Origin of the sequence: Solitalea longa, from assembly GCF_002920915.1 — a bacterium.
Lineage (GTDB): Bacteria > Bacteroidota > Bacteroidia > Sphingobacteriales > Sphingobacteriaceae > Solitalea > Solitalea longa.
Genome location: NZ_PQVF01000002.1, coordinates 397741 through 424468, shown reverse-complemented (window position 1 = coordinate 424468; position 26728 = coordinate 397741). Strand labels below are relative to the sequence as shown.

Sequence of the window (26728 nt, the reverse complement as noted above, 5' to 3'; positions counted from 1 at the left end):
TTATGCAAATCGTGAAAAAGAAAATATTAGCTATAGCAGGATTGTTTGTCTTGCTTGGCACCACAGCCTGCCAAAAATGGACGGATGATACTCCGCAACCATTGGAAGTGGATGAATCGAAGATCTTTTCTACTGAGAAAGGCTTTCGCGAGGTACTTAATGGGGTGTATCTTCAAATGGGAGCACCATCTCTTTACGGCAGAGATTTAACCATGGGGGCTCTTTCATTAGCTGGTAGAAGCTATGATAGCGTTAGTCTTAAAAAAGTAGGCTATACCTATTATCAAGCAGCAACCCTTAACTTAAATGATGCTTCTATTAAAGGTTATTCGGCTGATGTTTGGAATAAAATGTATAGCGCAATTGCTAACGTGAATAACGTATTGGCAAATATTGATAACAAACAATCCATCTTCACCGGAGATAATTATAATACGGTTAAAGGCGAGGCATTAGCATTAAGAGCCTATTTACATTTTGATTTACTTCGATTGTTTGCTCCGGCTCCCGCACTCGAAGGCTTTACAAATGCTGCAATTCCCTATGTAACTGTAAATGATTATAAGGCAACACCGGTAAGCACCGTTGGGCAAGTTTTTGATCAATGCATAGCTGATTTAGCTGAGGCTGACAGACTGCTGGATGATAATAGTTTAGCTACATCTCAAGTTAATAGCTGGGCAGTAAAAGGCTTAATGGCCCGTTTATACCTTTATAAAGGTGATAAAACTAAAGCTAGTGAATATGCATCAGCTGTTATTAACAACCCGAAAATTTCATTATCAACCACTAAAGCAGATTTACTTTTTGCAAACGAGAGCTTGTTTAAGCTGAATGTTTTTGGTCTTAACTTCTATGCACTGCGTAAAAGCGTATTTGGATCACCTGCATTGATAGGCACGTCCGTTTCGGCTCAAAGTGCTTTGTATGGTGCTACTACTACTGATTATCGTAAAGCCTTTTCTATAACCTTGGATGATGCAACCAAAACTGGTGGTATCATTCCTGCAAAACTTGCACAATCATCAGCAAATGTGTTTCCAATGATCCGTTTAACGGAGATGTATTACATCGCGGCTGAATGTACTGATGATATACCAACAGCTTTAGGGTATTTAAATACGGTTAGAAAAGCAAGAGGTATTATTGTCGATTTAACTCCTGCTACTGTTACTGATGCAGCAGCTCTTTCAACTGAAATTCTGAATGAGTACAGAAAGGAATTTGTTGGAGAAGGGCAAGTGTTTTTCTACTACAAGCGTAACAATACCGCATTTACAAGCTTGCCATTTTATACTAATAATGTTGAAAAACCACCGTTAGGCCTGGTAGCAGTTGTGCCAAATGCAACTTATACGTTCGTAAAGCCTGAATAGTTGTTGAAGAATAAAAAATTAATTGCAAAACGATTATGAGTAGCAATAATATACTATTAAAAAGAATTGGCGGTAAAGGAGTGCTTTTACTTCTTCTTCTAAACTTTTGTGCAACAATTCTTTTTGCACAGAACGTAGTGATACGTGGTACCGTGAAGGGTGATGTAGGAGAACCTTTGGCAGGAGCCACAGTAAAACAAGTAGGGACTAATAATGTAACCGTTGTTACAAAGAATGGTACCTATGAGTTAAAGAACGTAGCGCCTGGAGCTTCTTTACAGGTTACGTTTATTGGTTATAAAAACGAGGTGATTGTTTTAAAATCAGGCCAAACAACTGCGAACTTTGTGTTAAGAAATAACATTGTTACGCTTAAAGAAGTAACCGTAAACACCGGTTTATATAAACGTCCGGTAGGTAACTTCACAGGTTCAGCCAAATCCTATACAGGAGAAGAGTTAAAGGTTGTTAACCCGAAGAATGTGCTTCAGGCCTTATCAGTTGTTGATCCTTCTGTTAGAATTACGCCCAATAACCAATTTGGTAGCGATCCTAACCAGTTGCCAAATCTACAGGTACGTGGGGCAAACAACCTTCCTTTAACAACTAATACCAGTGGTGCTAACCCGGTTTCAAATGGAGATTTTGCAGCAAGCTATTTATCCAATCCGAACCAGCCATTGATTATAATGGATGGCTTTGAAACTACTTTGCAGGCACTTTATGATATGGATATTAGTTTAATTGCCAATATCACTGTTTTAAAGGATGCTGCTGCAACTGTAGCTTATGGATCAAAAGCTGCTAATGGTGTTATTGTGGTTGATACCAAACAACCAGCTATGGGCAAACTACGCGTTACCTATTCGGTAAATGCCAGCACCGAATTACCTGACCTTTCATCTTATCATTTATTAGATGCAGCGGGCTTATTGGAGGCACAAAGAATAGCAGGTGTTTATAGCGATAAAAATCAATATAATGACATTGCAAAGAAACAATGGTATGATTACCGTTTAGCCCAGGTTAAAAGTGGGGTAAATACCTACTGGCTATCTCAACCATTGCAAGTTGGCTATGGTTTAAATCATAGCTTGCAATTAGCAGGTGGTGGAAGTCAATTCAGATATTCTTTCTCTTTGAATTATAACAATAGTGAAGGAGTAATGAAAGACTCGGGTAGAGATAGATATGCTTTATCCTATAATATTGGATATGTAGGGGGTAGAGTTAAAGTTAATAACAACACCAGCGTAGGATATGTTAAAGGTAATAACTCTCCTTGGGGTTCTTTTAACAGTTATTCATCACAGTTTCCATTCTTTAAAAATAATGACGATTCAGGAAATCCAATTAAAGTTTTAGAGCCGAGTTCTGGTGATTTGGGATTTGCTATAAGTGCTCCGGGTAGTCTTGCATTTCTAAACCCATCGTATAATTCAACTTTAAATGTTTCTGATTATAACTCTAGTTTAAGCATGAGTAATAAGACAAACGTAGAAGTGTCTCTTACTGATGATTTAAAACTTACGGGTAGTTTAGGATGGCAAGGTAATTCACCTTATGCTCAAACTTTTTTGCCGGCTGATCATACTTCTTTTGCAAGTTCTGTTACTTCTTCTATGATGGACTTAGGTTCTTATTCTCAGTTGAAAGGTAATAACAATGCTATTGATGGTAAAATTGGTTTAAATTATCGATTAAGTTTCGGTAGAAGTACCTTATTGGCAGCAGTAGGAGGGCAGTTACAGAAGACTGAAAGTAGCAGTACGCAGATAAAGGTATTAGGTGTGCCTAATGATTATTTAGATGAAATGGGTTTGGCGAATGGTTATGGTTTAACTTCAACTAAACCATCAGCAACCGTCAACCTTACCAGAAATGTTTCAAACTTTGGTAGCATAAGCTACAATTTTGCTGATCGTTATACGGCAGAGTTTACCGCTAACCAAAGTGGTTCCTCTCAGTTTGGTTCAAATAGTAAAATGTCGCCTTTTTATGCGGCAGGTTTATCCTGGAACATTACAAACGAGAAATTTTTTAAACCTAATGATGTCATCCAATCGGCTAAATTAAGAGCCAGTATGGGTACCACAGGTAATCAAAACTTCTCTTCTGATATGTCTCAACAAGTGTATCAGTATAAGTTAGTTAACAACTATCGTTTATTGATGGGTACCGTAACTACTTCTTTTGCAAATCCTGATTTGGAATTCCAAAAAACGCTGAAAACGAATGTTGCGTTAATGTTAGGGATGTTTAAAAATAGAATTAATGTTTCAGCAGAGTATTACAACGAAGTTACTAACAACCTGATCCTGCCTTTGGAAATTGCCCCTTCTACAGGTTTTATTACTTATCAGGATAATTTAGGAGCTACTAAAAACGAAGGTTTCGAATTGGGTATTAGTGCTAATGTTATTAAAGACCCGCAACGTAATATCTTCTGGACTGTTGGTTTCAACACTGGTCACTATAAAAATATAATTACCAGATTATCTCCAGCAGTAGAGGCTATTAATAAGAAAAATAACCTTGACTCTGATCCAAATGACCCGACTAATACAAGATATCAATCTTCGCCACTTCCTCGTTTTGTAGTTGGTGAATCTACCAGCCGAATTTGGGCGGTACCTTCATTAGGTATTGATCCGGCTACTGGTAAAGAGGTATTCGTTAAGCTTGATGGAAGCCATACTTTTGAGTGGGATGCAAATGATAAGCGAGCGATAGCCGATGCTACTCCTAAATTTAAAGGTGCTTTCTCATCCAATCTAAATTACAAGAACTTTGTGCTCAACCTTAATTTAACCTACCAATATGGCGGTTATATGTATAACCAAACCTTGGTGGATAAAGTGGAGAATGTAAACTTAGCACTTGGAAATGCAGATTCAAGGGTGTTAACCGAGCGTTGGAAACAACCAGGTGACATTAGTTCATTTAAATCTCTTGTTTCAGATGGAACGAATGGTTTACAAACAACCAAAGCAACCTCACGCTTTGTTATGGAAGATAGTTACGTAGATCTGGCGAGTTTAACCATTGGTTATAATTTCCCTTCAACCTTAAAATGGGTTAAAGCAGCGCACTTATCTGCGCCTCGTCTAATGATCACCCAAAATAATTTGGCACATTTTGGAACTATTAAAACTGAACGCGGTACAAGTTATCCGTTTGCAAGAAGTTTAAGTTTTGGTTTATCTACAAATTTCTAAGCCATGTTGAAAATGACTCAATTAACTAAGCAAAAAAATAAGGCATCCGCTTTTGTAGCGTTAGGATGTATTCTCTTGTCTTTCACCATGCTAGTTTCACTTAGTGGATGTGAGAAATTCTTAGAGTTGCCTGTAAAAGATAAAGTTCCTCAGGATAAATTATTTACTGATGAACAAGGTTTTATAGACGCGCTAACAGGTATTTATGTTGGAATGGATAAACCTACTAATGGTGGACCATCTGGCTTGTATACCACCGATCTAACAATGGGCTTGGTATCTACAGTAGCAAATAATTATCCTGCAGCCTCAACATTTTCCGGTAAAGATGGATTGTATGCAAATGCGGCTAAGTATGATTACATGTCTACAGTGGTAAGAAGAGAGATTGATGGTATTTGGGGTGGCATGTATAATAATATTGCCAATGTCAACAATCTACTGTCGCATATCGATGCTAAAAGAGCTGTTTTTTCTCTCGACAGATATCAAAGAGTTAAAGGGGAAGCCTATGCATTACGTGCTCTTTTCCACTTCGATTTAGCGCGCTTATATGGACAAAACCCAGTTACGGGTTTAAATGATAAGGCAATTCCTTACGTTACTACTTTTAGTGCAGTATCAACACCATTTGTGCCATTAAATGTAGCATTAGACTCCTGCATTTCTGATCTGAAAAAGGCAACGGTTTTATTGGCACAAACTGATACAACTGCACTTAATAAAGTTTCTTTAGATCTGTTTAATGGATTTACGCAAAATCACCTTAATTATTGGGCAACAAAAGCATTGTTGGCCAGGGTGTATATGTATAAAGGAGATTATGCTAATGCAGAAAAATATGCGCACGAAGTAATTGGAAGCAATAAGTTTCCTTTGATCACTAATAATGTAAATAGTGCCAGCAGTGCAACCAGAGATCGGATGTTTTCTCAGGAATTACTTTTCAGTGTGTATTGTAACAATTTGAGGAATTATAGTGATGAGTTGTTTTCAATTAGTTCGGGTGTATCACTTCGATTCCCTCTGGCTAACCAAACCACTCTTTACGGTGGCCAAGCACCAACAGGTGTAGACTGGAGATTAACCTGGTTCGAAAAGAATAATAACAATAATAGTTATGAACGACTTACTAAATACACTTTTGATACCTCTCCAGAGCAGTATGGTATGTTGCAGTCAAATGTTCCTGTGCTTAGGATCTCTGAAATGTATTATATAGCTGCAGAATGTGCGAATAGGAATGGAGACATTGCCAATGGTTTGATTTATTTGAATAGTGTGAGAAGAGCTCGTGGGTTAGCCGACCTGACGAATATTACTAATTCAGCTACACTTACAACTGAAATTACCAAAGAGCATCAAAAAGAATTTATTCAAGAAGGACAAACATTCTTTTATTATAAACGATTGAATTTGGATTTGAAGGCGGCGTCGGGTACAACCGCAGTTGTTACCGTTCCTGAAACAGCGTATGTTTTTCCAATTCCTGATAAAGAGAATGAATTCAATCGTTAAGCATGCTTAATTAACTATTCAAATCATGAAACTTAAAGTTCAATACATATTTGTCTTTTTAGCGGCACTTTCTATTATAGGTTGTGCAAAAGACCCGGCTCTTTACTCAGAATCTGATGGTCTTTATTTCGGAAGTGGTGACAGTATTATTTACTCTTTTGCCAAATATCCGAAGAAAACGTATGATACAATTCAGATACCGGTAAAGGTATTAGGCCTTTCCTCAGCTCAAGACAGACCCATTACTCTTGAAGTTGTAAGCCCTGAAACCAATGCTGCTCTAGAAGGTAAAGAGTTTAAATTACCGGTGGACGCAATGGTAAAAGCTAATTCCTATACAGGAACAGTTCCGGTAGTAGTTTATCGTACGCCTGATCTGGAAACCAATACGCTTTCATTTTATGTAAAAATAAAACCAAATGCGGGTTTTCCGGGTGAAGCCATTACGGCAAGCCAAAAAGTAAAAATCAAAATTGCTTATATGCAAGAGCCTGCAAATTGGGGTGATTTAAATGCTACAATAACCACCAATTGGGCGGGATATAAAGACAATTTCGGAACCTGGACCCCTACCAAATACAAAGTAATTTTAGATGCTTTGTATGATGAAACCACCGGTACAACGATAACCGAATTCCCGGGAAATAGGTTTGCGAATGGATATCCAATTGTTTACAATTCTTATATAACCCGTGTTAAAAATTACATTAAGACTAACTATCCGGGCAATTATAATGGGGGGAAAGGTGATGTGTTGCTAGATCCTGATCACAACAATGATACGGTTAGGGTTGGTGATGCCAAGTACGCTTATTAATAAAGTAGATTCATTTGAAAACTAAAATAAAATGAAACAGATGAAAAAAGTTTTAGGTATTTTCTTGGGCACAGTTATCTCAGCTGCTGCTTTTACAGGTTGCTATAAAGATTTAGGAGCATACGATTATAAGGATATCAACTCTCTTAATATCACAACGGACATGTCTGAAGCTGATCCTGCGGTTTTTGTTACTCCCGATTCAATTATCGTAAAACCAAGCGATGTTTTAACAGTAAAATTGAAGGTCGATCAATCTTTAGGAAACGCGGAGAATTTTGACTATCAATGGTTGGTTACACAATATGCTCAAGCCGGATCAAATCCCAATCAATACGTATTAGGAACGTCAGCCGTATTGAGCAAAAAGATCTCCTTATCACCCAACTTATACAATTTAATTGTTAGAGTTACAGATAAAAGTACAGGCGTTTCGTTTTACAAACGATTTGCTTTAAATGTAACCGGAAAATGGGGTAGTGAAGGTTGGCTGGTTTTGCAAGAATTTGCAGATGGATCTGATGTTTCTATTATTGCAAGCAGAGATGGTTCAACTCATGGAGCAATCTATGAGAATGTTTATTCTATCACTAATCTTCAGAAATTACCTCTTGGAGCGTATTCGATAAATGTAGTAAATCATCAGGATGCCACCAAGGCACAGAAAATTTCCATATTCCATCCAAATGGTGGTGTAGAGGTAAGATCCTATGATTTCATGGACTCTGTTAAAGCAGAAAACTGGTATGCTCAAAAGCCTGGTTTAGTTCACATGGAGTCAAATGGGAATTTTACATCTTCAGGTACCGGCTATGAATATGTGATTAATAATGGTCAAATTTCTGCTCGTCAGGTAGGTTTAACCACTATTGGTACGCAGCCGTTTTATTTCAATCCTCCATTTGTAGGCTCTTTTACCTTAAGTCCTTTTGTGATTTCATCCTATTCAAGTGACAACTATGTCACCTTGTATGATAAAGTGCATCGTTGTTTCTTGTTAATGACACTTAACGATGGAAAAGTTAGAAGAACTTCTCTCGTAACTGAAGACGATATTCCAAATAAGCATTTTGTTGATTATTCGGTTACGGGTGATGATGCAAATAAAACAAAGGCAAAAGCTGCTTTAGATCCTGCTACAGGTTCGGGTTATGACATGAATAACATGAAGGATAATTTAATTGCTGCCGACAATGCACAGGTTATGACTTCATCAGCTACTCCTTACTGGAATTGTGTTTTCAGAAATGATGCTAACAGCAATACTTACGTGGTTCAATTTCCCCGTCAATATGTAGGAGGTTATGTTAATACGGCTACAACAGGGCGTTATAATTTAGTTGATGCCGTTGGTAAATGCCCGGATATTAATTCGGCAACATTATTTGCTGTTCCAACCTTTTTGACAGTACCTGGTGGTAAGTTTTATTATGCAAGCAACAATAAAATTTACACTTGTAGTTTAAAAACTCCGCAGAACGCTTCAACAGCTGTTGCTCAAATATCTTATCCTGAAGGAACGGTTATTAAAGCAATGAAAGTGTTTAAATCAGGTTACAAACCTGCGAACCTTATTGCTTCAGTTCCTGATGGTAAAGTGTTAGTAGTTGCAACTGATGAAACCGCAAGTGGAGGGGGTAATAATGTATATTTCTATAGTTTGGTTTCAACCGGAACTACTGCAGGAGATATCAATCAAAAAATTGATTCGTACTCAGGTTTTGGTAAGATCACTGACATAGCATTTAAAAAAGCCATTGGACAATAGTCCAATGGTGCTTTTTTCGCATAATTAACTAATAAAATATTAGTATCAATTAACAATCATTATGAAATTGAAATTTATTCCTGTTTTAGCAATTGCATTATTCGCTGCGAAAACAGGGTTTGCGCAAGATTCTGCTGGGGTAAAGAAACCTTCAATTGCTGTAGCCAAATTGAAACCTTACAAAGAAGTGATTTCGGCTAAAGCTAAAACCCAAACCGGGTTATTCAAAGTGCACAAGGTAGATGAGAAATACTACTTTGAAATTCCGGACTCTTTACTAAAAAGAGAATTCTTATTTACTACCCGTTTCTCTAAAGTGGCGAATGGTAGTCCCCGTTATGCAGGAGAGCTGGGTAACGGAATCATTGTTTCGTTTGAGAAAGCGCCAAATGATAAATTATTTGTTCGCGCAGTAACCAGTGTTGCTTATAGCGATTCATCAAATGCAATTTCACGTGCAGTTCGCAATGCCACGATCGATCCAATTATTATGACATTGGAATTAAAATCGCGTGGTGATAACAATAAAAGTTCAGTAATAGATGTAACCGATTTCTTTACTAAAGAAAATCAGCTTTCAGGGCTACATCCTCAGGTAAAAAAGGAGTTGATGCTTTCAAGTCCTGCAGCTGACCGTTCTTTCGTGTTATCAATGGATGCTTATCCTACTAACATTGAGGTGAAGTCGGTTAAAACCTTTGGTATGGCTAGCGATGGTCCAAGCGCAGGTGCTACCTTTGAAATCAGTAACTCGGTAATGGTATTGCCAAAAACTCCAATGGAAGCCCGTGCTTATGATCCGCGTGTAGGTTTCCTTGGCGATGGTTATAAAGTATTTTCAGATGCGCAGCAAAAAGTTGAAGAAAAACAATTTACGGTTCGTCTTCGCTTAGAGCCTAAGGATTTGAATCGTTACAAAGCTGGAGAACTGGTTGAGCCTAAAGAGCCGATTGTATTTTATGTAGATCCGGCAACTCCAAAGCAATGGCGTCCTTATATCATTCAAGGTATTAATGATTGGAACCAGGCGTTTGAGGCAGCAGGTTTCAAAAATGCCATCATAGGTAAAGAGTGGCCTGAAAACGATACCACGATGAATATCGATGATGCTCGCTATAAAGTGGTTCGTTATTTTCCGTCTACTTCTCCAATTGCTACAGGTAATCGCATAAACGATCCTCGTACAGGTGAAATTTTAGAAACATATGTAGGATGGTCACACAGTCAGATCACTTTCTTACATCATATGTACATGGTTCAGGCAGGGGCTACTGATCCGGGAGCAAGAAACATGAAGTTCAGCGATGAATTAATGGGAGCTTTGATCCGCGCTGATATCAGCCGCGAAATTGGTCACAGCCTTGGTCTTCGCGACAATATTGGTAGCAGCAGTACCATTGTGTTCGATAAATTAAGAGATAAAAAATGGTTAGAAAATCATCCATACAATAACTCAATTATGGATTATAGCCATTACAACTACGTAGCTCAGCCTCAAGATCAGGTTGGTCGCAAAGGCTTAATTCCTCAAATCGGCGATTATGACAAATGGGCGATTAAATGGGGTTACTCGTATACCGGAAAAGATGATTTTACTGCAGATAAAAATGTACGCTTAAAATGGATCGAAGAAAATGTGAAGCCTAACTCTTCGTTATGGTATGCCGCATTTAATTCTGCTAGTGCAAGTGATCCAACTGACCCAAGTGTGGTACATGAAGATCTAAGTAATGATGCAATGAAAGCTGGGGAGTACGGTATTAAAAACTTAAAAGTGGTAATGTCTAATTTATTAAAGTGGACAAAAACTCCTAATGAGCCTTATTATAACGCCTCAGAAATTTACAACATTATGGGAATCCAGTATGCATTCCTTGTGCGTAATGTGTATGCTAACATTGGTGGTGTGCATGAAAATGTTAAAACATCCGGACAAAGTGGTGATGTATATACCCCGGTTGCTAAATCAGTTCAAAAAGCAGCGGTTGCGTTTTTAGGCCGTGAAGTGTTTACCACTCCTCAATGGTTAATTGACCCAAATGTATTGAACAAGTTTAGCAAGCCTGCTTTAAAAGATAAAATTCTTGACTGGCAAGAAAATACCATTATTTATGCAATATCTGATGCACGTTTTTATCGCTTGAATTCGCAGACAATGCGTTATGGAGCTGAAAAAGCGTATTCGGTTGATGAGTATTTAACTGACTTAAATAAAGCATTGTGGGGTGAATTAACCAGCCATCAACCAATTGATATGCATAAGCGTGTTTTGCAAAAATCGGCTTTAGCTAAAATGATCAAGATTGCAAAAACTGCTTCAGAAGTGCCAGATCCATCAAAACCTGCTCCGACAAATGATCTGTCAGGCACGGATGTTCCTGCAGTATTAGAAGCTCATTTGAGAAAAATTGCCAATCAGAGTAAAGCGGCTATCCCTGCTTATACTGATGCTGCAACTGTAGGACATTTAAAATACGTTGTGGCTAAGATCAACACTTATTTTGAATCAAAAAACTAAGTATACGTTCATTTAGAAAGAGAGCTGAAAATGAAACTCAAATATATATTGATGGTGGCTATTGGACTGTGTGCAAGCACGGCGATGGCTCAGGAGAAGGGGAAGGATAAGAAAAAAGCGAAAGACAAAGCATCTGTTGCCAAGGTTGATTCGGTTAAAACTCCGGTTAAACCTTATGAACAATACACCAAAGGCACTGTTGCTAAAAAAGGCTTATTCAATATTTATAAAAAAGGGGATAAGTATTATTTCGAGATTCCTGATTCAATTATAAATAGGCAACTGATGGTAACCAGCTATTTAGTAAAGGTTCCAGGAGGAAGTCCGAAGTTTGGTGGGGAGGAAATGAACACAACGGTTATGACCTTTGAAAAAGGTAAAGCCAATAAGTTGCTGTTACGTGTGATTTACAATGTATTAAGGGCTGATTCAACTGACGCTGTTTCAAAAGCTGTTAAAAATTCAACCATTAATCCAATAGTTGCGGTTTATGATATAAAAGCAAGAGGAGAAGCTGATAAGAGTTCGATCATTGATTTTACCGATTTCTTCGAAAAAGAGAATGTATTCACTACGCTGAACAATGAGGCAAAAAGTGGAATGCAGGTTTCAGCTATGGTTGCCGACAGAAGCTATATAAAAAGCTTTGCTACCTATCCGATCAATGTGGAAATGAAAATGGTGCGCACGTATAATGCCGCAAGTACACCTGGTAAAGGTCCTGGCGGCAGGCCTGTACCGCCATTAGAGGCGGGCAAAATTGGCGGTGCTGCTACGTTGGAGCTTTCTACATCCATATTGTTGATGCCTGAAAAAGCAATGACGCCAAGATACTATGATACGCGTGTGGGTTATTTTGCCGATGGTTTATATGATTATGCTGATGGTCAACAACAGGTAAGTCCTAAGGTATATATTGTTCGTTATCGTTTGGAGCCTAAAGATGAAGACATTGAGAAGTACAAACGAGGCGAATTGGTAGAACCTAAAAATCCAATTGTTTATTATATCGATCCGGCTACACCTAAACAATGGCGTCCATACCTGATTCAAGGTGTTAACGACTGGAATAAAGCTTTTGAATCTGCGGGTTTCAAAAATGCCATCATGGGTAAAGAATGGCCTGAGAACGATACAACGATGAGTTTGGAAGATGCGCGTTACAAAGTGATCCGTTACCTTCCTTCAGAAACGCCTAACGCATACGGTCCGAATATTCACGACCCAAGAAGCGGGGAGATCTTGCAAAGCTATGTAGGTTGGTACCATAACGTAATGACATTGGTGCATGACTGGTACATGGTTCAGGCGAGTCCAAATGACCCTCGTGCGCGTACCATGAAATTCAGCGACGAACTAATGGGCCAATTGATCCGTTTTGTGTCTTCGCATGAGTTAGGTCACACTTTAGGCTTACGCCACAACATGGGTAGCAGCTCTTTAACTCCTGTCGAAAAATTGAGAGATAAAGAATGGGTGGAAAAACATGGTCACTGTAATTCAATTATGGACTATGCCCGTTTCAACTATGTAGCTCAACCAGAAGATAAAATTGCTCCTGAAGGTATTATGCCTCGTATCAATGATTATGATAAATGGGCTATTCAATGGGGGTACAAGCAAACTTTTGCCAAAGATGAAGAAGAGGATAAAAAAATCGTATCGCAGTGGATTGTGGACAGCTTAAAAGCTAATCCAAGATTGTGGTTCGGTGGTGAAGGCATGAACAACGATTGTCGTGCCCAAACGGAAGACGTAGGTGACAATAGTATGGTGGCAAGTACCTATGGTATTAAAAACCTGAAAATTGTAATGAAGAACCTGCCTGAGTGGACAAAAGAGGAAAATGATTTGTATACAAATCTAAGCCAAATGTACCGCCAGGTGGCTGGTCAATATTTACGTTATGCTAATCATGTGGCAAAAAATATTGCTAGTGTTGAAGAAACAATTTCTACACCTGAACAGCCAGGAAATGGCGATGTGTATGCATCAACATCGGTTGCCAAGCAAAAAGAGGCTGTAGCCTTTTTAAATAAGGAAGTATTTGAAACACCTTATTGGTTATTAGATAACAACATACTTAACAAAATTAGTAAACCTGTCGGACTTGGTAGCGTTCCCGTTATTCAAGACAGGGTAATGGATCAAGTGTTTTCTGATCGTGTGTTCAATACCCTGAATACTATGGAACAACGCTACGGAAAAGCCAACACCTATTCATTGAATAGTTTATTGAATGATGTTAAAGTGGGTGTTTGGAGCGAGTTGAAGACCAATAAACCGATTGATATTTACCGTCGTGGTGTACAAAAAAGCTATGTTTCAGCTCTTCTTATGCGTATCAACGAAGCTGAACTAGGTGCCAATGCAATGGCCGGAATGCTTGGGGGTAACATGGCCAGAGAAATGATGCCGATGACCTTAAACTCAGATGTCGGCTCGGTGGTAGGTTTACACCTTGAAAACCTACGTAAGGAGATTTTAGCTGCCCTTCCTTTAGCAAAAGATAAGGCCTCTAAAGATCACTTACAGTATGTAGCTGATCAAATTCAATCAGGTTTGAAAAAGCGTTTCGCACTAGCGAATTAGTAAGCCAACAATTAATCACTTATCCCCGACTGATTTTTTGGTCGGGGATTTATTCCATTTAATATTCCATGAAGAAATTACTTGTATTTGCAGCCTTCCTTCAGTTTTCAACCATTGCCGCTAATGCGCAGGTTACTGAATCGACCATTACTTGCAGAGTAATAGGGAGCAATGATAAAACAGTTGTAAGTTTATTTCAGGTGAAAAACGGCGAAGCTGTTAAAGTGGCTTCGACGAAACCCGACCAAAATAAGATAGCCTTTTTTAAGGTATCCGAACAGAAGGAGGGGACGTATTTTGTTGTTCCTGCAGGGTCACACGGCGCTATTTATAGAAATGCTATTTATCTAAAACGAGGCGAACGGGTTAAGTTAACTGGCTATATCGGCACTTCGATGACAATGGATTTTGATAGCTGTAAGTTGGAAAAACCTAATTTGGAAACTCAGCGCTTAAATAAATGGTTAGTAAAGTTTGCTGATTTTAGTACTGCACGTTGGAAAGAAAAAGATTCGTTTGATTTTTATGCAGAATATAAGAAGTTGGAAACCTTTTCAGCTGACTTAACAAAAGTTAAAACAGCTAACAGTCAGTACAATGCTTTCTTAAAAGACTGGATAAATACAGACCTTCATTTTTTGAAAGCCGGTAATTTCTTTTATTTCAATATTTCTGTCAAAAAACTTAGCTATGATAGCAGCGCGGTAGTGCAACCTTTCTACAAGTCGTTAAACGATACGAAGATCCTTTCAACTACAGCTGCATTTAATTCAACACGCTGTTTTGACATGATGAAATATGTGCTTTCATACTGGGTTTACCAAAAGAAATTGAAACCTGAATCTCCTTTTGATAACACAGGTATGATTGCTAATGATAACTTAAAGGCCTTCTATTTGGCAAAATTCTTTGACAGGATCAATACCTATGAGGAGTTTGCAAAGTATGTGATGCCTTATAAAGAGACCTTTACTAATCCCGAGTTAAAAGATAGCTACAATAAAAAGTACAATGCCTTAACCAAGTATGCTAAAGGCGCTCCTGGTTTGAATTTCTCTTTTAATGATGTGAATGAGAAAACCTACACATTGCAGGATTTTAAAGGAAAGGTAGTGGTTATTGATCTGTGGGCTACCTGGTGCACTCCTTGTCGCCGTGAAAAACCAACTTTCATGAAAATAGAAGAAGAGTATCAAGGTAGAAATGATATCATATTTATTGGTATTTCACAAAACAAGATCAAGGAGAAAGAATCATGGAAAAAGTTTGTGAATGAGAACGCTTATAAGGGTTTAGAATTACTCGATTACCAAAACCAGTTTACTGACTTTTATAACCTGGCTGGTATTCCGCGTTACATGATCTTTGATCGTAACGGAAAAGTGTTTACCGTTGATGCCCCTCGTCCAACCACTCCAGAGTTTAAAAAGACGATTGAGCAGGCATTGGCTTTAGGGAAATAATAACTACTGAAGAATGGGTGAGAAAGGGAGAGAAAAGAAGAAAGTGTTTTAGCAGGATTAAGGTTAGGGTGACCATGTCCAAACTCAAAAAGAAGGCTGAAAATAATAACAACTATTAATTACTTATTCCCGGCTAAGTTTTTAAGCCGGGAATTCACCACACTACATGAATTATGAAAAAATTAATTGTATTTATAGTTTTTTTTCAATTGTGCTCGTTTGTAACTAAAGCACAGACACCACAAGCATCCATTACCTGCAGTATTAAGGGAGGAAATGATCGAACAATTGTAAGTTTATTTCACATTCAGAATAGTACAGCAGTAAAGTTAGAAGAGCGCAAACCTGATGCGAGTATGACGGTCTCGTTTACTGTTGATTTAAATAATGAGGGAATTTATTTCGTTAGTCCGGGTGCCTCACATGGTAATATTTACAAAAATGGAATTTATCTTAAGCCAGGTGATCGTGTTAAGTTAACTGGATATGTAGACGCCACCATGAACCTTGATTTTGAGAAGTTCGAGCAAGATAATCCTAATTTCGAAACCGATAAATTAAACTCATGGTTAAATAAGTTCGCTAAGTTTGTTAATGATCGCACCTTCACTAAGTCGTTCGACTTTTATTCTGAATATGCGAAACTCGAGGAATTTGCAACAATATTAACCAAAATTAAAACGTCGAATAAATATTTCAACGAGTATTTGAAAGACCTGATAAGTACTGATCTTTATTACTTGAAAGCCGGTAATTTCTTTCAATTTAATATCTTAACTAAAACTCCAACATATGATACAGCTGCAGCGGTGCAGCCTTTTTACAAGTCATTAGATAACGCCAAGATCCTGTCATCAACTGCTCCGCTTAATTCAACACGTGGTTTTGAGATGATGAAATACTTGCTTTCATATCAGGCATATAAAAAAGGAATAGCTTATCAATCCTTCTTTGATTATACTCCAATGATCAATAATGACTTGTTAAAGGCTTGGTACCTGGTTAAGTTCTTTGACAAGGTTGCAACTCAAGAAATGTTTGCACGATATGTAGAGCCAAATGGGAAATGTTTTTCTACTGAGGAGCTTAAAGAGCTTTTCTCACAAAAGCAGGATGCTGTAACCAAATATCTTAAAGGTGTTCCAGGTTTAAATTTCACACTTAAAGATGTGAATGGTAAAGTGTATACGTTAGAAGATTTTAGAGGGAAAGTTGTGGTTATTAACCTGTGGTTTGCCGCGGCTAATACCAATCTTGGAGAAAGAGCCGCGTTTAAGAAAGCAGAAGAAGATTGTAAAACTACGAGACCTGATGTGGTATTTATAAGCGTTGCTCAAAATAAACTTTATGATTTAGCAGTGTGGAAGAAGATATTGGCGGATGACAATCATAAAGGTATGGAATTAATCGACACTGAATCCCGTTTTAGGTTGTATTATAACTTTAAGGTTCCTAATCGTTTTATGATTTTTGATAAAGAGGGTAATGTGTTTTCTATAGAGGCTCCACCTCCTACATCGCCTGATTTTAAAAAGACTATTGAGAAAGCTTTGGCAGTAGGCTAATAATAACTAATAAAGAAAGGATTGAAATGAAGAAAGTGTTAATGTTTATTTTGGCTGTGTTAAGTTTGGGTGTTAATGCCCAAACAAAAACGAAGGCAAAGCCTGCACCTAAACCGGTTGTTCAAACGGCCACCTTAAATTTTACCGTTAAAGGTAATTTGGGTAGCGGCTTGTTTTTACATGAGTTAAAAAACGGAGAAGGGGTGAGTTTAGGTTTTAAACGTCCGGATGCCAACGGAAATATTACGTTCAAGGTTGATCTTAAAAAAGACGGTGTTTACTTTTTTAGAAGAGCAGGTGGTCATTTGGGTTCATTTGATCATATTATTTACCTGAAAGCCGGTGACCAGAAAAAGGTGGCAGTTACTGATTCAGGAGGCGTTGCTTATACAAACGTAAAAATTGAAAAGCCAAATGTAGAGACTACCATTTTACAGGCATGGTTAAATGCCATGAATGAGTATAGTCATTCCGTTAAAGGTAAACCAAGTGTTGGGCGTACTAAATATGCACAATTCGAAACGTTTGCCACCTCGTTTTTAAAATCGAATCAAACTGCCAATCCTTACTTTAATACCTGGCTAAATGATAAAGTGGCTATCGATCTTAAATATTTAAGAGCCGGTAATTTTTTCGGTTTGGGTAGATTAAACTCCTCTTGCGACAGTTCGCTAAGTGCTCAGGAATTTTATAAACCTTTACTTGATAAAAATTGTATTAACGATGTTCGTATACTTCGTTCGGAACATGGAATGGAGTTACTTGATTTTGTTTTTGGTTATTGGAAGTTCAATGAAGTTAAGAATCAACAAAAAGTGGTTGATAACTTCTTTTCTGCAGAAAATGGTGCGAAAATCAATAATGATGCAGTTAAGGTTGCCTTTTTACTACATAAAATACCCGGTATTAAGGAGTATGAGAACTTTGTAAAATATGTTGAACCGTATAAAAACGCCTTTGTAACCCCCGAGCAAAAAGAAGTTTACAATAAAGCTTATAATGATTTAGGGCCATATGCCAAGGGTAGACCGGGATACAATTTTGAACTTAAAGATGTAAATGATAAAACCTACACTCTAGCAGGGTTCAAAGGTAAGATTGTGGTTATTGACGTTTGGGCAATGTGGTGTGCTCCTTGTTTAGCAGAAAAACCGATCATGGAAAAAATTGCTGAAGGGTATCATGACAGAAACGACATTATCTTCATTGGAATGTCAGTTGATGGTCATGATAAAACACAAATTTGGAAAGACTTTGTGAAAAAGAGGGGCTTTAAAAGCATTGAATTAATAACGCAATTCGATGAATCCCTTTTTAAATTTTACAAAATATCGGCTATTCCACGCTTCCTGATCTTTGACCGTGAAGGTAAAGTGGTAACGGTAGATGCGCCTCGTCCTTCAACACCTCAGTTTAAAAAGCTAATTGACGAAACGCTGGCCGCGAAATAATTCAACAGCATTTAACACTAGAGTGCCTGTTGATTGGATATAATGATCCTATCAGAAGGTTTTACTGATTAAAAGAAAGAGATATGAGAAATTTCATTAAAAGTTTAGCGCTTGTCCTTTTATGCATTGCCGCAGCGGTAAATGCATCAGCACAATCGCGGCTGGTAACAATCACCGGTTCTTTTACCCAAAAAAAGTATTATGAGATCACGATTGGGGGCAAGTCGGGTGATAAGGGTTTCAGAGTAGTTCAATACAATAATGATCCCGGCAATACTACTTTTTCAATGGTTTTTCCAGCAAATGCAGATGTAACTTATCAACTGAAGGTAAGGGTAATGAAAATGGGTCATCGCAGGTTGGAGCCTGAAGCTGAGGCCACTTATCCTTTAAACCTGACAGGAAAAAATAGTTTAAACTTAACTATCGATCCTGCCCTGTTTGCTCAAAAATCAGGTTTTAAAATTGAAAAGCTGCCGGCTAAATTCTCAACGGTGTCAATTTCAGGTGCGTTTAACAATGCCAAATTTGGGGTAGACCTTACTTTCGAAAAGGTGGTTGAAGGTCGGTTGGAGCCGGTTCAAACCATTTTTACTAAAGTAGGAGATTCTGTTTTTAATATTTTGGTACCTCTTGAAAAGGAAGGGTTGTATTACCTTACCACTATGGGCTGGAAAAAGCAGGTATACCTAAAACCTAATGATCAGTTGCAATTGGTTTTAGATAACAGAACCGGAGCGCAAATCAGTGCAGCTAAATCAACCGAAGAAAATAATGTGCTTCAGAAATGGGAGGAATTGAAAAGTCCTCTTACTGAAATGCTAAAAAAAGCGAATAAACAGACTAATCTCGAAAGCTTTACAACAGTTTATCAGCCGCTGCAGCCGACGATCAAAGCGTTTGTGCAACAAGTTAAAACCAAGAACGCTAAGTTTAACGCGCTCTTTAAAACGGCAGCACAGCTCGATAACAATATGGCCGCATTGAACATGCTGTTAAAAACAAATAGCGTGAACAGAGGGTCATTTTCGTCTATGTATAAAGAGTTTGTAAACGTTCCCGATTATTACAAACAGACATTAAAAGCGAATACCATCAACTCAGCCGATTTATTGAAATTGGGTGAGGGTGATAATTATATCAATCTGAATGCAAAACTCAGTTTGGACGAAAGCAAGGCCAAAGAAATGACAGATGCTGAAAAGGTGAAGGTTTTAATGAATTCGACCCCCAATGATACACTAAAGGCTTATTTGTTAAAATCACAGTTGAATGAACTGGAGTTCAACGTGAGTAACTATACGGAGTTTCGTGATGTTTTCCTGCCATACAAGAAATATACTAAAGTGCCTTCTGTTAAAGCAAAGTACGATGGTGTTAGCGGTATGTACGCTGCTGACACGGCATATCTTGGTAAATCAGCCTATGATTTTACTTTGCCCGACGCAAACGGCAAAATGGTAAACATGAAAGATTTTAAAGGCAAAGTGGTTTTGGTTGATGTTTGGGCTACCTGGTGCGGACCTTGCAAAGCGCAAATGCCTTTCCTGAAAGAAGTTGAAGAACTCTATAAAGGAAATGACAGTATCGTTTTTGTAGGTATTTCTCTGGATGCCGCAAAAGACAAGGAAAAATGGATGAACATGATTCATGAAAAGCAGCTTGAAGGAGTGCAGCTTTTGGATGATTTCGGCAGAACATTTGGGCGTAAGTACAAAATGAATGCGATTCCCCGCTTTTTATTAATCGATAAAAAGGGTAACTGGGCGGAGGTCCGTTGTCCACTTCCTGAAAGTAAGGAAAAGCTTAAGAAATATATTGATCGTGAATTAAATAGAAATATTTAAGCTTTATGAGCTTAACAACGAAAGTGGCCTTCAGCAAGACCACTTTTGTTGTTTATACCGTTAATTTATTAAACAATTAATCGATGAGTAGAAAGAGAATACTAATATTCGGGCTATGCATGTGGTTTGTGGGCTTTCAGATGGATTTTGCATTTGCCCAAGCCCCAAAAGCAGGAGTGGATACCTTGCGAATATTAACCTATAATGTTCATCACTGTAATCCTCCGGGTAAAACAATCATTGATGTGCCGGCCATAATTAACGTGGTAAAACAGAGTAATGCATCAATTGTTGCGTTACAGGAAATTGACGTGAATACTTCAAGATCAGGCAAAGAGCTTAATGAAGCTGAAGCTATTGCTAAAGCTTGCGGTATGTATTTCTGTTTTGGCAAAGCTCTAGATTATGCAGGAGGCGGCTACGGTGTAGCCATTCTTTCAAAATTTCCAATTAGTGAGGTGCAGTGTTATAATTTACCTAAGGATGCCAAGCCGCAATCCGAGCAACGCGTTTTATTAACGGCAAAACTTTCCCTTAGTGATAAAAAACAAATTCGATTTGCAAGCACGCATTTGGATGTAGAAAGCGCTGAGAATCGGGCACTGCAAATCAATGAAATAATAAAAATAAAAAAAGCAGGTGGCAACAAGGTGCCTTTTTTAATTGGGGGTGATTTTAACGATACTCCAAATAGCTTGGTCATCAACCTTTTAGATAAGGATTTCCAGCGCAGCTGTTTGGATTGCGAGCCTACTGTTCCTCAGGATATTCCTAATCAAACTATTGATTTTATTGCTTTTGAAAAGCGATTGATTAAGAAGATCGTAGTTGTGAAGCATACTGTAATTGAAGATACCTATGCTTCGGATCACCGACCTGTATATGCAGAACTGTTATATCGATAAAGCCTTACAAGCAGGCATGTAATAACCTTAAAGAATTTCTTCAATTAACTTTAGTCGTCCCGGTCATTTGATCGGGGTGTTTTTTTTGGAAATCAGTGATGAATATTGCTTCAATTACCACTGAAAGTAGCGTGTTTGATTCCTGATTTACTACTTTTTTGCAACTGAATTTGGTGTTTAGTTGATTGTTGGTCAGTGGTTTAAGTATATTCATTTACTACTTTTTTTCTTTAGCACCTTTGGTCGTTACTTTATTTCTCTAGTTTTAACTTCATTAATTAAGCTCCCTTACTCCTATAGCTGAGTTGCAACCAATTTGAAAAATATTAAATTATTGTTAGTTCTATAATTATGAAAAAAAATACTCTTATAGCTGTTGCCTTGTTGTTTGGCAGCGTTGTTAGTGTTTTCGGGCAAAATAAAGTTCCCGTTTATTTAGATGATAGCAAACCGCTTAAGGAGCGTGTAGAAGATGCTCTATCTAAAATGACATTGGAAGAGAAAATAGCCATGTGTCATGCGCAATCGAAATTCAGCTCTCCTGGAGTTCCTCGTTTGGGAATTCCAGAAAACTGGATGACCGATGGTCCTCACGGTATTCGTACAGAGGTTTTATGGGATGAATGGTCGCAAGCAGGTTGGACGAATGACTCATGTACGGCATTTCCCGCGCTAACGTGTTTAGCCGCTACCTGGAATAGAGATATGGCCTCGTTGTATGGTAATTCAATTGGGCAAGAAGCTCGCTACCGTAATAAAAACGTGTTGTTGGGTCCGGGTGTAAATATTTATCGTTCTCCATTAAACGGAAGGAATTTCGAATACATGGGCGAAGATCCGTTCCTATCAGGTCAAATGGTAGTGCCTTATATTAAGGGAGTGCAACAAAATGGTGTAGCAGCTTGTGTTAAGCATTTTGCATTGAACAACCAGGAAACCGATCGTAATACTGTAAATGTAAATGTTGATGACCGAACATTGTATGAAATTTATCTGCCGGCATTTAAAGCAGCCGTTCAGGAAGGTGGTGCCTTGGCAATTATGGGTTCATACAATAAGTACAAAGGACAACAATGCTGTCACAACGAGTTTTTATTGAAAGATATTTTGCGTAAAGAATGGGGTTTCGAAGGGGTGGTAATTTCTGACTGGGGAGGTGTTCACGATCTTAATCAGGCAATTCATAATGGATTGGATATGGAGTTTGGTACCTGGACAAATGGTTTATCATGGGGAACAAGTAATGCCTACGATAACTACTATCTAGCCCAACCCTATTTAAAATTGATCAAAGAGGGTAAAGTAGGAACAGAGGAGTTGGATGAAAAGGTTCGCCGTATTCTTCGTTTATCGTTTTTAACCACGATGAACCGGAACAGACCTTTTGGCTCATTTGCTACTAAAGAGCATGCTTTAGCCGGCCGTAAGATTGCAGAAGAGGGGATTGTGCTTTTACAGAACAAGAACAATATTCTTCCAATTGATCTGAATATAACAAAGAAAGTTGCTGTAATTGGTGAGAATGCTATTAAGATGATGACTGTAGGTGGAGGAAGTTCTTCGCTGAAAGCAAAATATGAAGTATCTCCATTGGATGGGCTAAAGAAAAGAATTGGCTCTCAAGCCGAGATCGTTTATGCTCGCGGTTATGTAGGTGATGCTTCGGGTAGCTATAATGGTGTTGTTTCGGGACAGAATTTAGCAGAAAAACGTTCTGCAGCGGAGTTACAGGCCGAGGCTATCAGTGTGGCTAAATCGGCTGATATTGTGATCTTTATTGGTGGTTTGAACAAAAGTGACCATCAGGATGCTGAAGGTGCTGACCGTAAAGGTCTTGAGCTTCCTTATGATCAGGATAAATTAGTTAGTGAATTGGTGAAGGTGAATAAAAACCTGGTATTTGTAAATATTTCGGGCAATGCAGTGGCAATGCCATGGGTAAATGAAGTTCCGGGTATTGTACAGGGATGGTTTTTAGGTACCGAAGCAGGAAATGCCCTGGCTGAAGTATTAGTAGGTGATGTAAACCCCTCGGGTAAATTAACCTTCACATTCCCGGTTAAATTAACCGATAATGGTGCACATGCCTTAGGTGATTTCCCTGGAAAAAATAATGAGCAAACTTACCGTGAAGGATTATTTGTAGGCTACCGTTATGCTGATAAGCAAAAAATTAAGCCTTTGTTCAGCTTTGGACATGGCTTAAGCTACACCACTTTTGAATACGGTAAAGTAACTGCTGATAAAAAAGAGCTTACTGCCGATGATAAAATTACCTTTAATGTTGAGGTGAAAAATACTGGTAAGCGCGATGGTGCCGAAGTGGTTCAATTGTACATCACTGATTTAAAATCGTCATTGCCTCGCCCGGTTAAAGAACTTAAAGGTTTTGAAAAAGTAGCCCTTAAAGCCGGCGAAACCAAAACTGTTTCTATTACGGTTGATAAATCAGCCTTGAGTTTCTTTGATGATAAAAAACATGCTTGGGTAGCTGAGCCAGGTGATTTTGAAGCATTGATCGGTGCCTCATCTTCGGATATTAAAACTAAAGTAGCATTTAAATTAAAATAACAATTGGAAAGCCCCTGTAATAGGGGCTTTTTAATTCGATTTTCTAAATAAGCTTTAAACCAAAAAATAATAGCGCTCCTAAAACAATTAATTAAACCAAAAAACGAAAAAAATGATTACATCAAGTTCTTCTTTCGTCGACTCTAAAAGACATTTTTTAATCCTTGATGCATTAAGAGGTGTAGCTGCTATTACGGTTGTTTTATTTCATGTTTTGGAGTATTATTCAAATGGAGACCATGTTCAACAACTAATAAACCATGGTTATCTTGCCGTTGATTTCTTCTTTATGCTATCAGGTTATGTTATGGCACATGCCTATGACGACCGATGGAATACCATGTCTCTGAAAGACTTTTTCAAAAGACGAATTATCCGGCTTCACCCGATGATAATAGTGGGGATGATCATTGGCGCTATACTTTTCTTTTTCGGAGAATCACCAATGTTTCCTAAGATTGAAGGTACTTCAATTTGGCAATTACTTTTAATCTTCATAATTGGCTGTACCTTAATTCCGGTTACACCATCTATGGATATAAGAGGGTGGAGTGAAATGCATCCCTTAAATGGTCCTGCCTGGTCCTTGTTTTTTGAATACATTGCCAACATCCTTCATGCATTAGTTTTAAGAAGATTGTCAAAGGTAATGTTGGGTGTTTTGGTGTTTATTGCCGGGGCGGCTTTGATACACTTGGCGGTAACAAGTAAAAACGGAGATATTATTGGGGGCTGGTCTATTGACCCTGAACAACTAAGAATTGGTTTTACCCGTCTTTTGTTTCCTTACATGGCAGGAATGCTGCTTAGAAGAACCATAAAAGTAATAGAAACTAAAAGCACTTTTTTAGTTTCAAGTTTATTGCTGGTAGCCGTGTTAAGTTTCCCTCGGGTTGGAGGACATGACAACGTTTGGATGAACGGGATATATGATTCGCTGATCGTAATTTTGATTTTCCCGATAATCATTTATTTAGGTGCTATCGGAGATGTAAAAAACAAGGTCGCTGAGAAAGTATGCAAATTTTTGGGCGATGTATCCTATCCGATCTATATAATTCACTACCCATTCATCTATGCATTTTATGCCTGGATAATGAAGAATAACATACCGCTTCAACTCGGAGCCTGGTTAGGGTTTGGATTGCTAATTCTTATGGTGCTGATCTCTTATGTTATATTGAAACTTTATGACGAACCAGTAAGACATTGGCTGTCTAATAGGTTCATGAAAAAAACAAAAACTACCGCTAACGTTCAGTTGTAACCATGGCGGTATTAAAATGAAATTTTAAGTGCGGTGCTTTAAGAGCTGCACTTTTTATTTGTTTAATTACGAATCAGTTGGCTTAAAAACAAAAGAGTTTCCGCGAGGAAACTCTTTTTGTTTGGAATTTAGGCTTAATCAACAAAATCAATAATTAAGTTTAATTCCGGAGCTAATTGACAACAATAAAGCTCAGTTTATATATTTAGTTATATGAAGGCGCCTATAAATAAAATCAAGCATTTTGAAGAAATAGGGGCCGAAGCCCCTATTCTTAGCAAACGCACGCTATGATTTGGGTTAAATTAAATAGCTAAAGCCAGTTCCTCTATAACAGTCGAATACCTGTTTTTACTGGTTGTTAGACGGTATTCATGAGGAGATTTACCCGTTACTTTCTTGAAAATTCTTGAAAAGTAATAAGGGTCGTCATAGCCGATCTTTTCAGCTACTTCTTTTATAATAAGATTGCTTTGTGCTAATAGTTGACAAGCACATCTTATTTTTATTCTGATAAAATAATCAATAGGAGCTACCCCTTCTTTTTGCTTAAACAATGTAGAATAATGAGAGGGCGAATAATTAAATTTCTTGGCAATCTCATCTACTGTAAGGCGCTTATGAATATTAGCCTTCATATATAATTTAGATTGATCAAGCTGATCTTCCTTCATTAACTCCGATTGTACCTTAGTGCCTTTACTCGGATATAGGAAAAAAGACATAAAGCGAGATAAACAAAGATTCGTGTAGCCTAAGTTTTCCTCCGTAAATCCGTCCGACAAACTAGAATACATCTCATCCCACAATTCCATTATCTGGTCGTTAAATGGCAAATTTGTTGGCGCTTCATAAACAGCCAGCTTAAGGTTATGATTCAATTCGTTAAGCATATTACCATTAACATGTACCCAGTAAATGGTCCATGGACTTTCACTGTCGGCCCAATAACTATGGTACTGATCAGGAGGTAATAAAATAAACTGGTTGTACTGTAAGCTGTAAACTCCTCTTGGTGTCTCAACGTGGCCTTTACCCTCTAAACAGTAAATCAAAACATAATCGGTACTCCCTTTTTCTCTTTTGCGATAATGCAGGTCAGCATTCGGGTAATATCCAATTTGAGTAAGATATAGTGCGTTTATAAAAGAGCTATTGAGCACATATTTGTTTAATGCTCTGTCAGGAACACTAATTAGTTTTTCACCCACAAATCCGTTATTCTTTTTATTTCCTTCCATTGTTAATTCATTGAAATAGAAAATGCTCTTAGAGAACGTACACTACTTTTCAATTAAAACTGATTGGTTTTCGAAGTACTAAATACGGGCTTTAGGATGGTTATTAAGTAAGAAAGCACCATTACAAAACCACTACTACATGGGGTTTTGACCATAAATAAACTACTACAATTGAGGAGTTAGTCGCTCTTTAGTTGCTGAAAGAGAGTTTTTTACAATTAGACGAGCTGTTTGGTGCTTCTTTTTTTTGCTTGTTGCCACCACTACTGGCAACAAGCTATTGAGATTATTGTAACTGCTATAAAAAGGAACCGGATTTTGGTGGGTGCCGGTGAGATTTAACTTTTTGCGCTGGCGAGTAATGGACGAAATCTCCTTCGGGCTTATGTGAAAAATCACATAGTATTCGTTCGCTTGGTAAAGGATTAGAAAAATGTTCTTGGAGTCATTACCGGTCATATTGTGTAAACCTGCGAAACGGAATGTAAACTTTTGCGGCCATGCAGGTTGAAGCTTTGAGAGCAGATCTGCCTTTGTTTTTCGAACCATTGTTTTCAACTTCTCTTCTATTGGTTTTTTTAGTACAAACGGCTTGCAGATAGCGTATTTAT

17 protein-coding genes are annotated in these 26728 nt (G+C 38.0%); 14 read left to right on the top strand and 3 right to left on the bottom strand.

Annotated features, from left to right (window positions below):
• Nucleotides 1-2: 2 nt before the first annotated feature.
• The 12 genes from C3K47_RS04310 to C3K47_RS04255 all read left to right on the top strand — a co-directional run bounded on the left by C3K47_RS04310 (nt 3) and on the right by C3K47_RS04255 (nt 21038).
• On the top strand, nt 3-1376 hold the full coding sequence (locus C3K47_RS04310) for a RagB/SusD family nutrient uptake outer membrane protein (RefSeq protein ID WP_103787881.1): 1374 nt from the start codon (nt 3-5) through the stop codon (nt 1374-1376).
• A 35-nt stretch (nt 1377-1411) separates the two neighbouring features.
• Complete coding sequence (locus C3K47_RS04305; protein ID WP_103787880.1) at nt 1412-4594, top strand: SusC/RagA family TonB-linked outer membrane protein; 3183 nt, start codon at nt 1412-1414, stop codon at nt 4592-4594.
• 12 nt (nt 4595-4606) lie between these two features.
• Nucleotides 4607-6112, top strand: coding sequence for a RagB/SusD family nutrient uptake outer membrane protein (locus C3K47_RS04300; protein WP_165784629.1), 1506 nt, complete (start codon nt 4607-4609; stop codon nt 6110-6112).
• Nucleotides 6113-6137: 25 nt separating this feature from the next.
• On the top strand, nt 6138-6929 hold the full coding sequence (locus tag C3K47_RS04295; RefSeq protein ID WP_103787878.1) for a DUF4843 domain-containing protein: 792 nt from the start codon (nt 6138-6140) through the stop codon (nt 6927-6929).
• A gap of 40 nt (nt 6930-6969) precedes the next feature.
• Nucleotides 6970-8697, top strand: coding sequence for a PKD-like family lipoprotein (locus C3K47_RS04290; RefSeq protein WP_165784628.1), 1728 nt, complete (start codon nt 6970-6972; stop codon nt 8695-8697).
• Nucleotides 8698-8758: 61 nt separating this feature from the next.
• Nucleotides 8759-11215 carry a zinc-dependent metalloprotease gene (locus tag C3K47_RS04285; RefSeq protein ID WP_103787876.1) on the top strand — a complete coding sequence of 819 codons (2457 nt, stop codon included), beginning with the start codon at nt 8759-8761 and terminating at the stop codon, nt 11213-11215.
• A 30-nt stretch (nt 11216-11245) separates the two neighbouring features.
• On the top strand, nt 11246-13807 hold the full coding sequence (locus C3K47_RS04280) for a zinc-dependent metalloprotease (protein WP_207765231.1): 2562 nt from the start codon (nt 11246-11248) through the stop codon (nt 13805-13807).
• Nucleotides 13808-13875: 68 nt separating this feature from the next.
• Complete coding sequence (locus tag C3K47_RS04275) at nt 13876-15270, top strand: TlpA family protein disulfide reductase (protein WP_103787875.1); 1395 nt, start codon at nt 13876-13878, stop codon at nt 15268-15270.
• A gap of 173 nt (nt 15271-15443) precedes the next feature.
• Nucleotides 15444-16835, top strand: a complete 1392-nt coding sequence (locus C3K47_RS04270; RefSeq protein WP_103787874.1) for a TlpA family protein disulfide reductase — start codon at nt 15444-15446, stop codon at nt 16833-16835.
• Nucleotides 16836-16861: 26 nt separating this feature from the next.
• Nucleotides 16862-18286, top strand: a complete 1425-nt coding sequence (locus C3K47_RS04265) for a TlpA family protein disulfide reductase (protein WP_103787873.1) — start codon at nt 16862-16864, stop codon at nt 18284-18286.
• An 83-nt stretch (nt 18287-18369) separates the two neighbouring features.
• Nucleotides 18370-20133, top strand: coding sequence for a TlpA family protein disulfide reductase (locus C3K47_RS04260; RefSeq protein ID WP_103787872.1), 1764 nt, complete (start codon nt 18370-18372; stop codon nt 20131-20133).
• Between the two features lie 83 nt (nt 20134-20216).
• Nucleotides 20217-21038: an endonuclease/exonuclease/phosphatase family protein gene (locus C3K47_RS04255; RefSeq protein WP_103787871.1), complete on the top strand. Its 822-nt coding sequence runs from the start codon at nt 20217-20219 to the stop codon at nt 21036-21038.
• A 40-nt stretch (nt 21039-21078) separates the two neighbouring features.
• On the opposite strand, the gene C3K47_RS19450 is transcribed toward C3K47_RS04255, so the two are convergent.
• The gene (locus C3K47_RS19450) at nt 21079-21252 is read right to left on the bottom strand and encodes a hypothetical protein (RefSeq protein WP_165784627.1); all 174 of its coding nucleotides are present in this window, start codon (nt 21250-21252) and stop codon (nt 21079-21081) included.
• A 137-nt stretch (nt 21253-21389) separates the two neighbouring features.
• Here C3K47_RS19450 and C3K47_RS04250 point away from each other — a divergent pair, with 137 nt between their 5' ends.
• Together C3K47_RS04250 and C3K47_RS04245 are read left to right on the top strand one after the other, a co-directional pair.
• Nucleotides 21390-23609 carry a glycoside hydrolase family 3 C-terminal domain-containing protein gene (locus C3K47_RS04250; RefSeq protein WP_103787870.1) on the top strand — a complete coding sequence of 740 codons (2220 nt, stop codon included), beginning with the start codon at nt 21390-21392 and terminating at the stop codon, nt 23607-23609.
• A gap of 112 nt (nt 23610-23721) precedes the next feature.
• Entirely contained in the window at nt 23722-24876 is a 1155-nt protein-coding gene (locus C3K47_RS04245) for an acyltransferase family protein (protein WP_103787869.1), read from the top strand.
• A gap of 305 nt (nt 24877-25181) precedes the next feature.
• On the opposite strand, the gene C3K47_RS04240 is transcribed toward C3K47_RS04245, so the two are convergent.
• Nucleotides 25182-26117 carry an AraC family transcriptional regulator gene (locus C3K47_RS04240; protein WP_103787868.1) on the bottom strand — a complete coding sequence of 312 codons (936 nt, stop codon included), beginning with the start codon at nt 26115-26117 and terminating at the stop codon, nt 25182-25184.
• A 165-nt stretch (nt 26118-26282) separates the two neighbouring features.
• A complete protein-coding gene (locus C3K47_RS04235) occupies nt 26283-26666 on the bottom strand; it encodes a hypothetical protein (RefSeq protein ID WP_103787867.1) in 384 nt (127 codons plus the stop codon).
• Nucleotides 26667-26728: the final 62 nt, after the last annotated feature.

Coding starts and splice junctions, on each gene's coding strand:
- C3K47_RS04310 (WP_103787881.1), top strand. CDS start 3: ATGCAAATCGTGAAAAAGAAAATATTAGCTATAGCAGGATTGTTTGTC.
- C3K47_RS04305 (WP_103787880.1), top strand. CDS start 1,412: ATGAGTAGCAATAATATACTATTAAAAAGAATTGGCGGTAAAGGAGTG.
- C3K47_RS04300 (WP_165784629.1), top strand. CDS start 4,607: ATGACTCAATTAACTAAGCAAAAAAATAAGGCATCCGCTTTTGTAGCG.
- C3K47_RS04295 (WP_103787878.1), top strand. CDS start 6,138: ATGAAACTTAAAGTTCAATACATATTTGTCTTTTTAGCGGCACTTTCT.
- C3K47_RS04290 (WP_165784628.1), top strand. CDS start 6,970: ATGAAAAAAGTTTTAGGTATTTTCTTGGGCACAGTTATCTCAGCTGCT.
- C3K47_RS04285 (WP_103787876.1), top strand. CDS start 8,759: ATGAAATTGAAATTTATTCCTGTTTTAGCAATTGCATTATTCGCTGCG.
- C3K47_RS04280 (WP_207765231.1), top strand. CDS start 11,246: ATGAAACTCAAATATATATTGATGGTGGCTATTGGACTGTGTGCAAGC.
- C3K47_RS04275 (WP_103787875.1), top strand. CDS start 13,876: ATGAAGAAATTACTTGTATTTGCAGCCTTCCTTCAGTTTTCAACCATT.
- C3K47_RS04270 (WP_103787874.1), top strand. CDS start 15,444: ATGAAAAAATTAATTGTATTTATAGTTTTTTTTCAATTGTGCTCGTTT.
- C3K47_RS04265 (WP_103787873.1), top strand. CDS start 16,862: ATGAAGAAAGTGTTAATGTTTATTTTGGCTGTGTTAAGTTTGGGTGTT.
- C3K47_RS04260 (WP_103787872.1), top strand. CDS start 18,370: ATGAGAAATTTCATTAAAAGTTTAGCGCTTGTCCTTTTATGCATTGCC.
- C3K47_RS04255 (WP_103787871.1), top strand. CDS start 20,217: ATGAGTAGAAAGAGAATACTAATATTCGGGCTATGCATGTGGTTTGTG.
- C3K47_RS19450 (WP_165784627.1), bottom strand. CDS start 21,252: ATGAATATACTTAAACCACTGACCAACAATCAACTAAACACCAAATTC.
- C3K47_RS04250 (WP_103787870.1), top strand. CDS start 21,390: ATGAAAAAAAATACTCTTATAGCTGTTGCCTTGTTGTTTGGCAGCGTT.
- C3K47_RS04245 (WP_103787869.1), top strand. CDS start 23,722: ATGATTACATCAAGTTCTTCTTTCGTCGACTCTAAAAGACATTTTTTA.
- C3K47_RS04240 (WP_103787868.1), bottom strand. CDS start 26,117: ATGGAAGGAAATAAAAAGAATAACGGATTTGTGGGTGAAAAACTAATT.
- C3K47_RS04235 (WP_103787867.1), bottom strand. CDS start 26,666: ATGGTTCGAAAAACAAAGGCAGATCTGCTCTCAAAGCTTCAACCTGCA.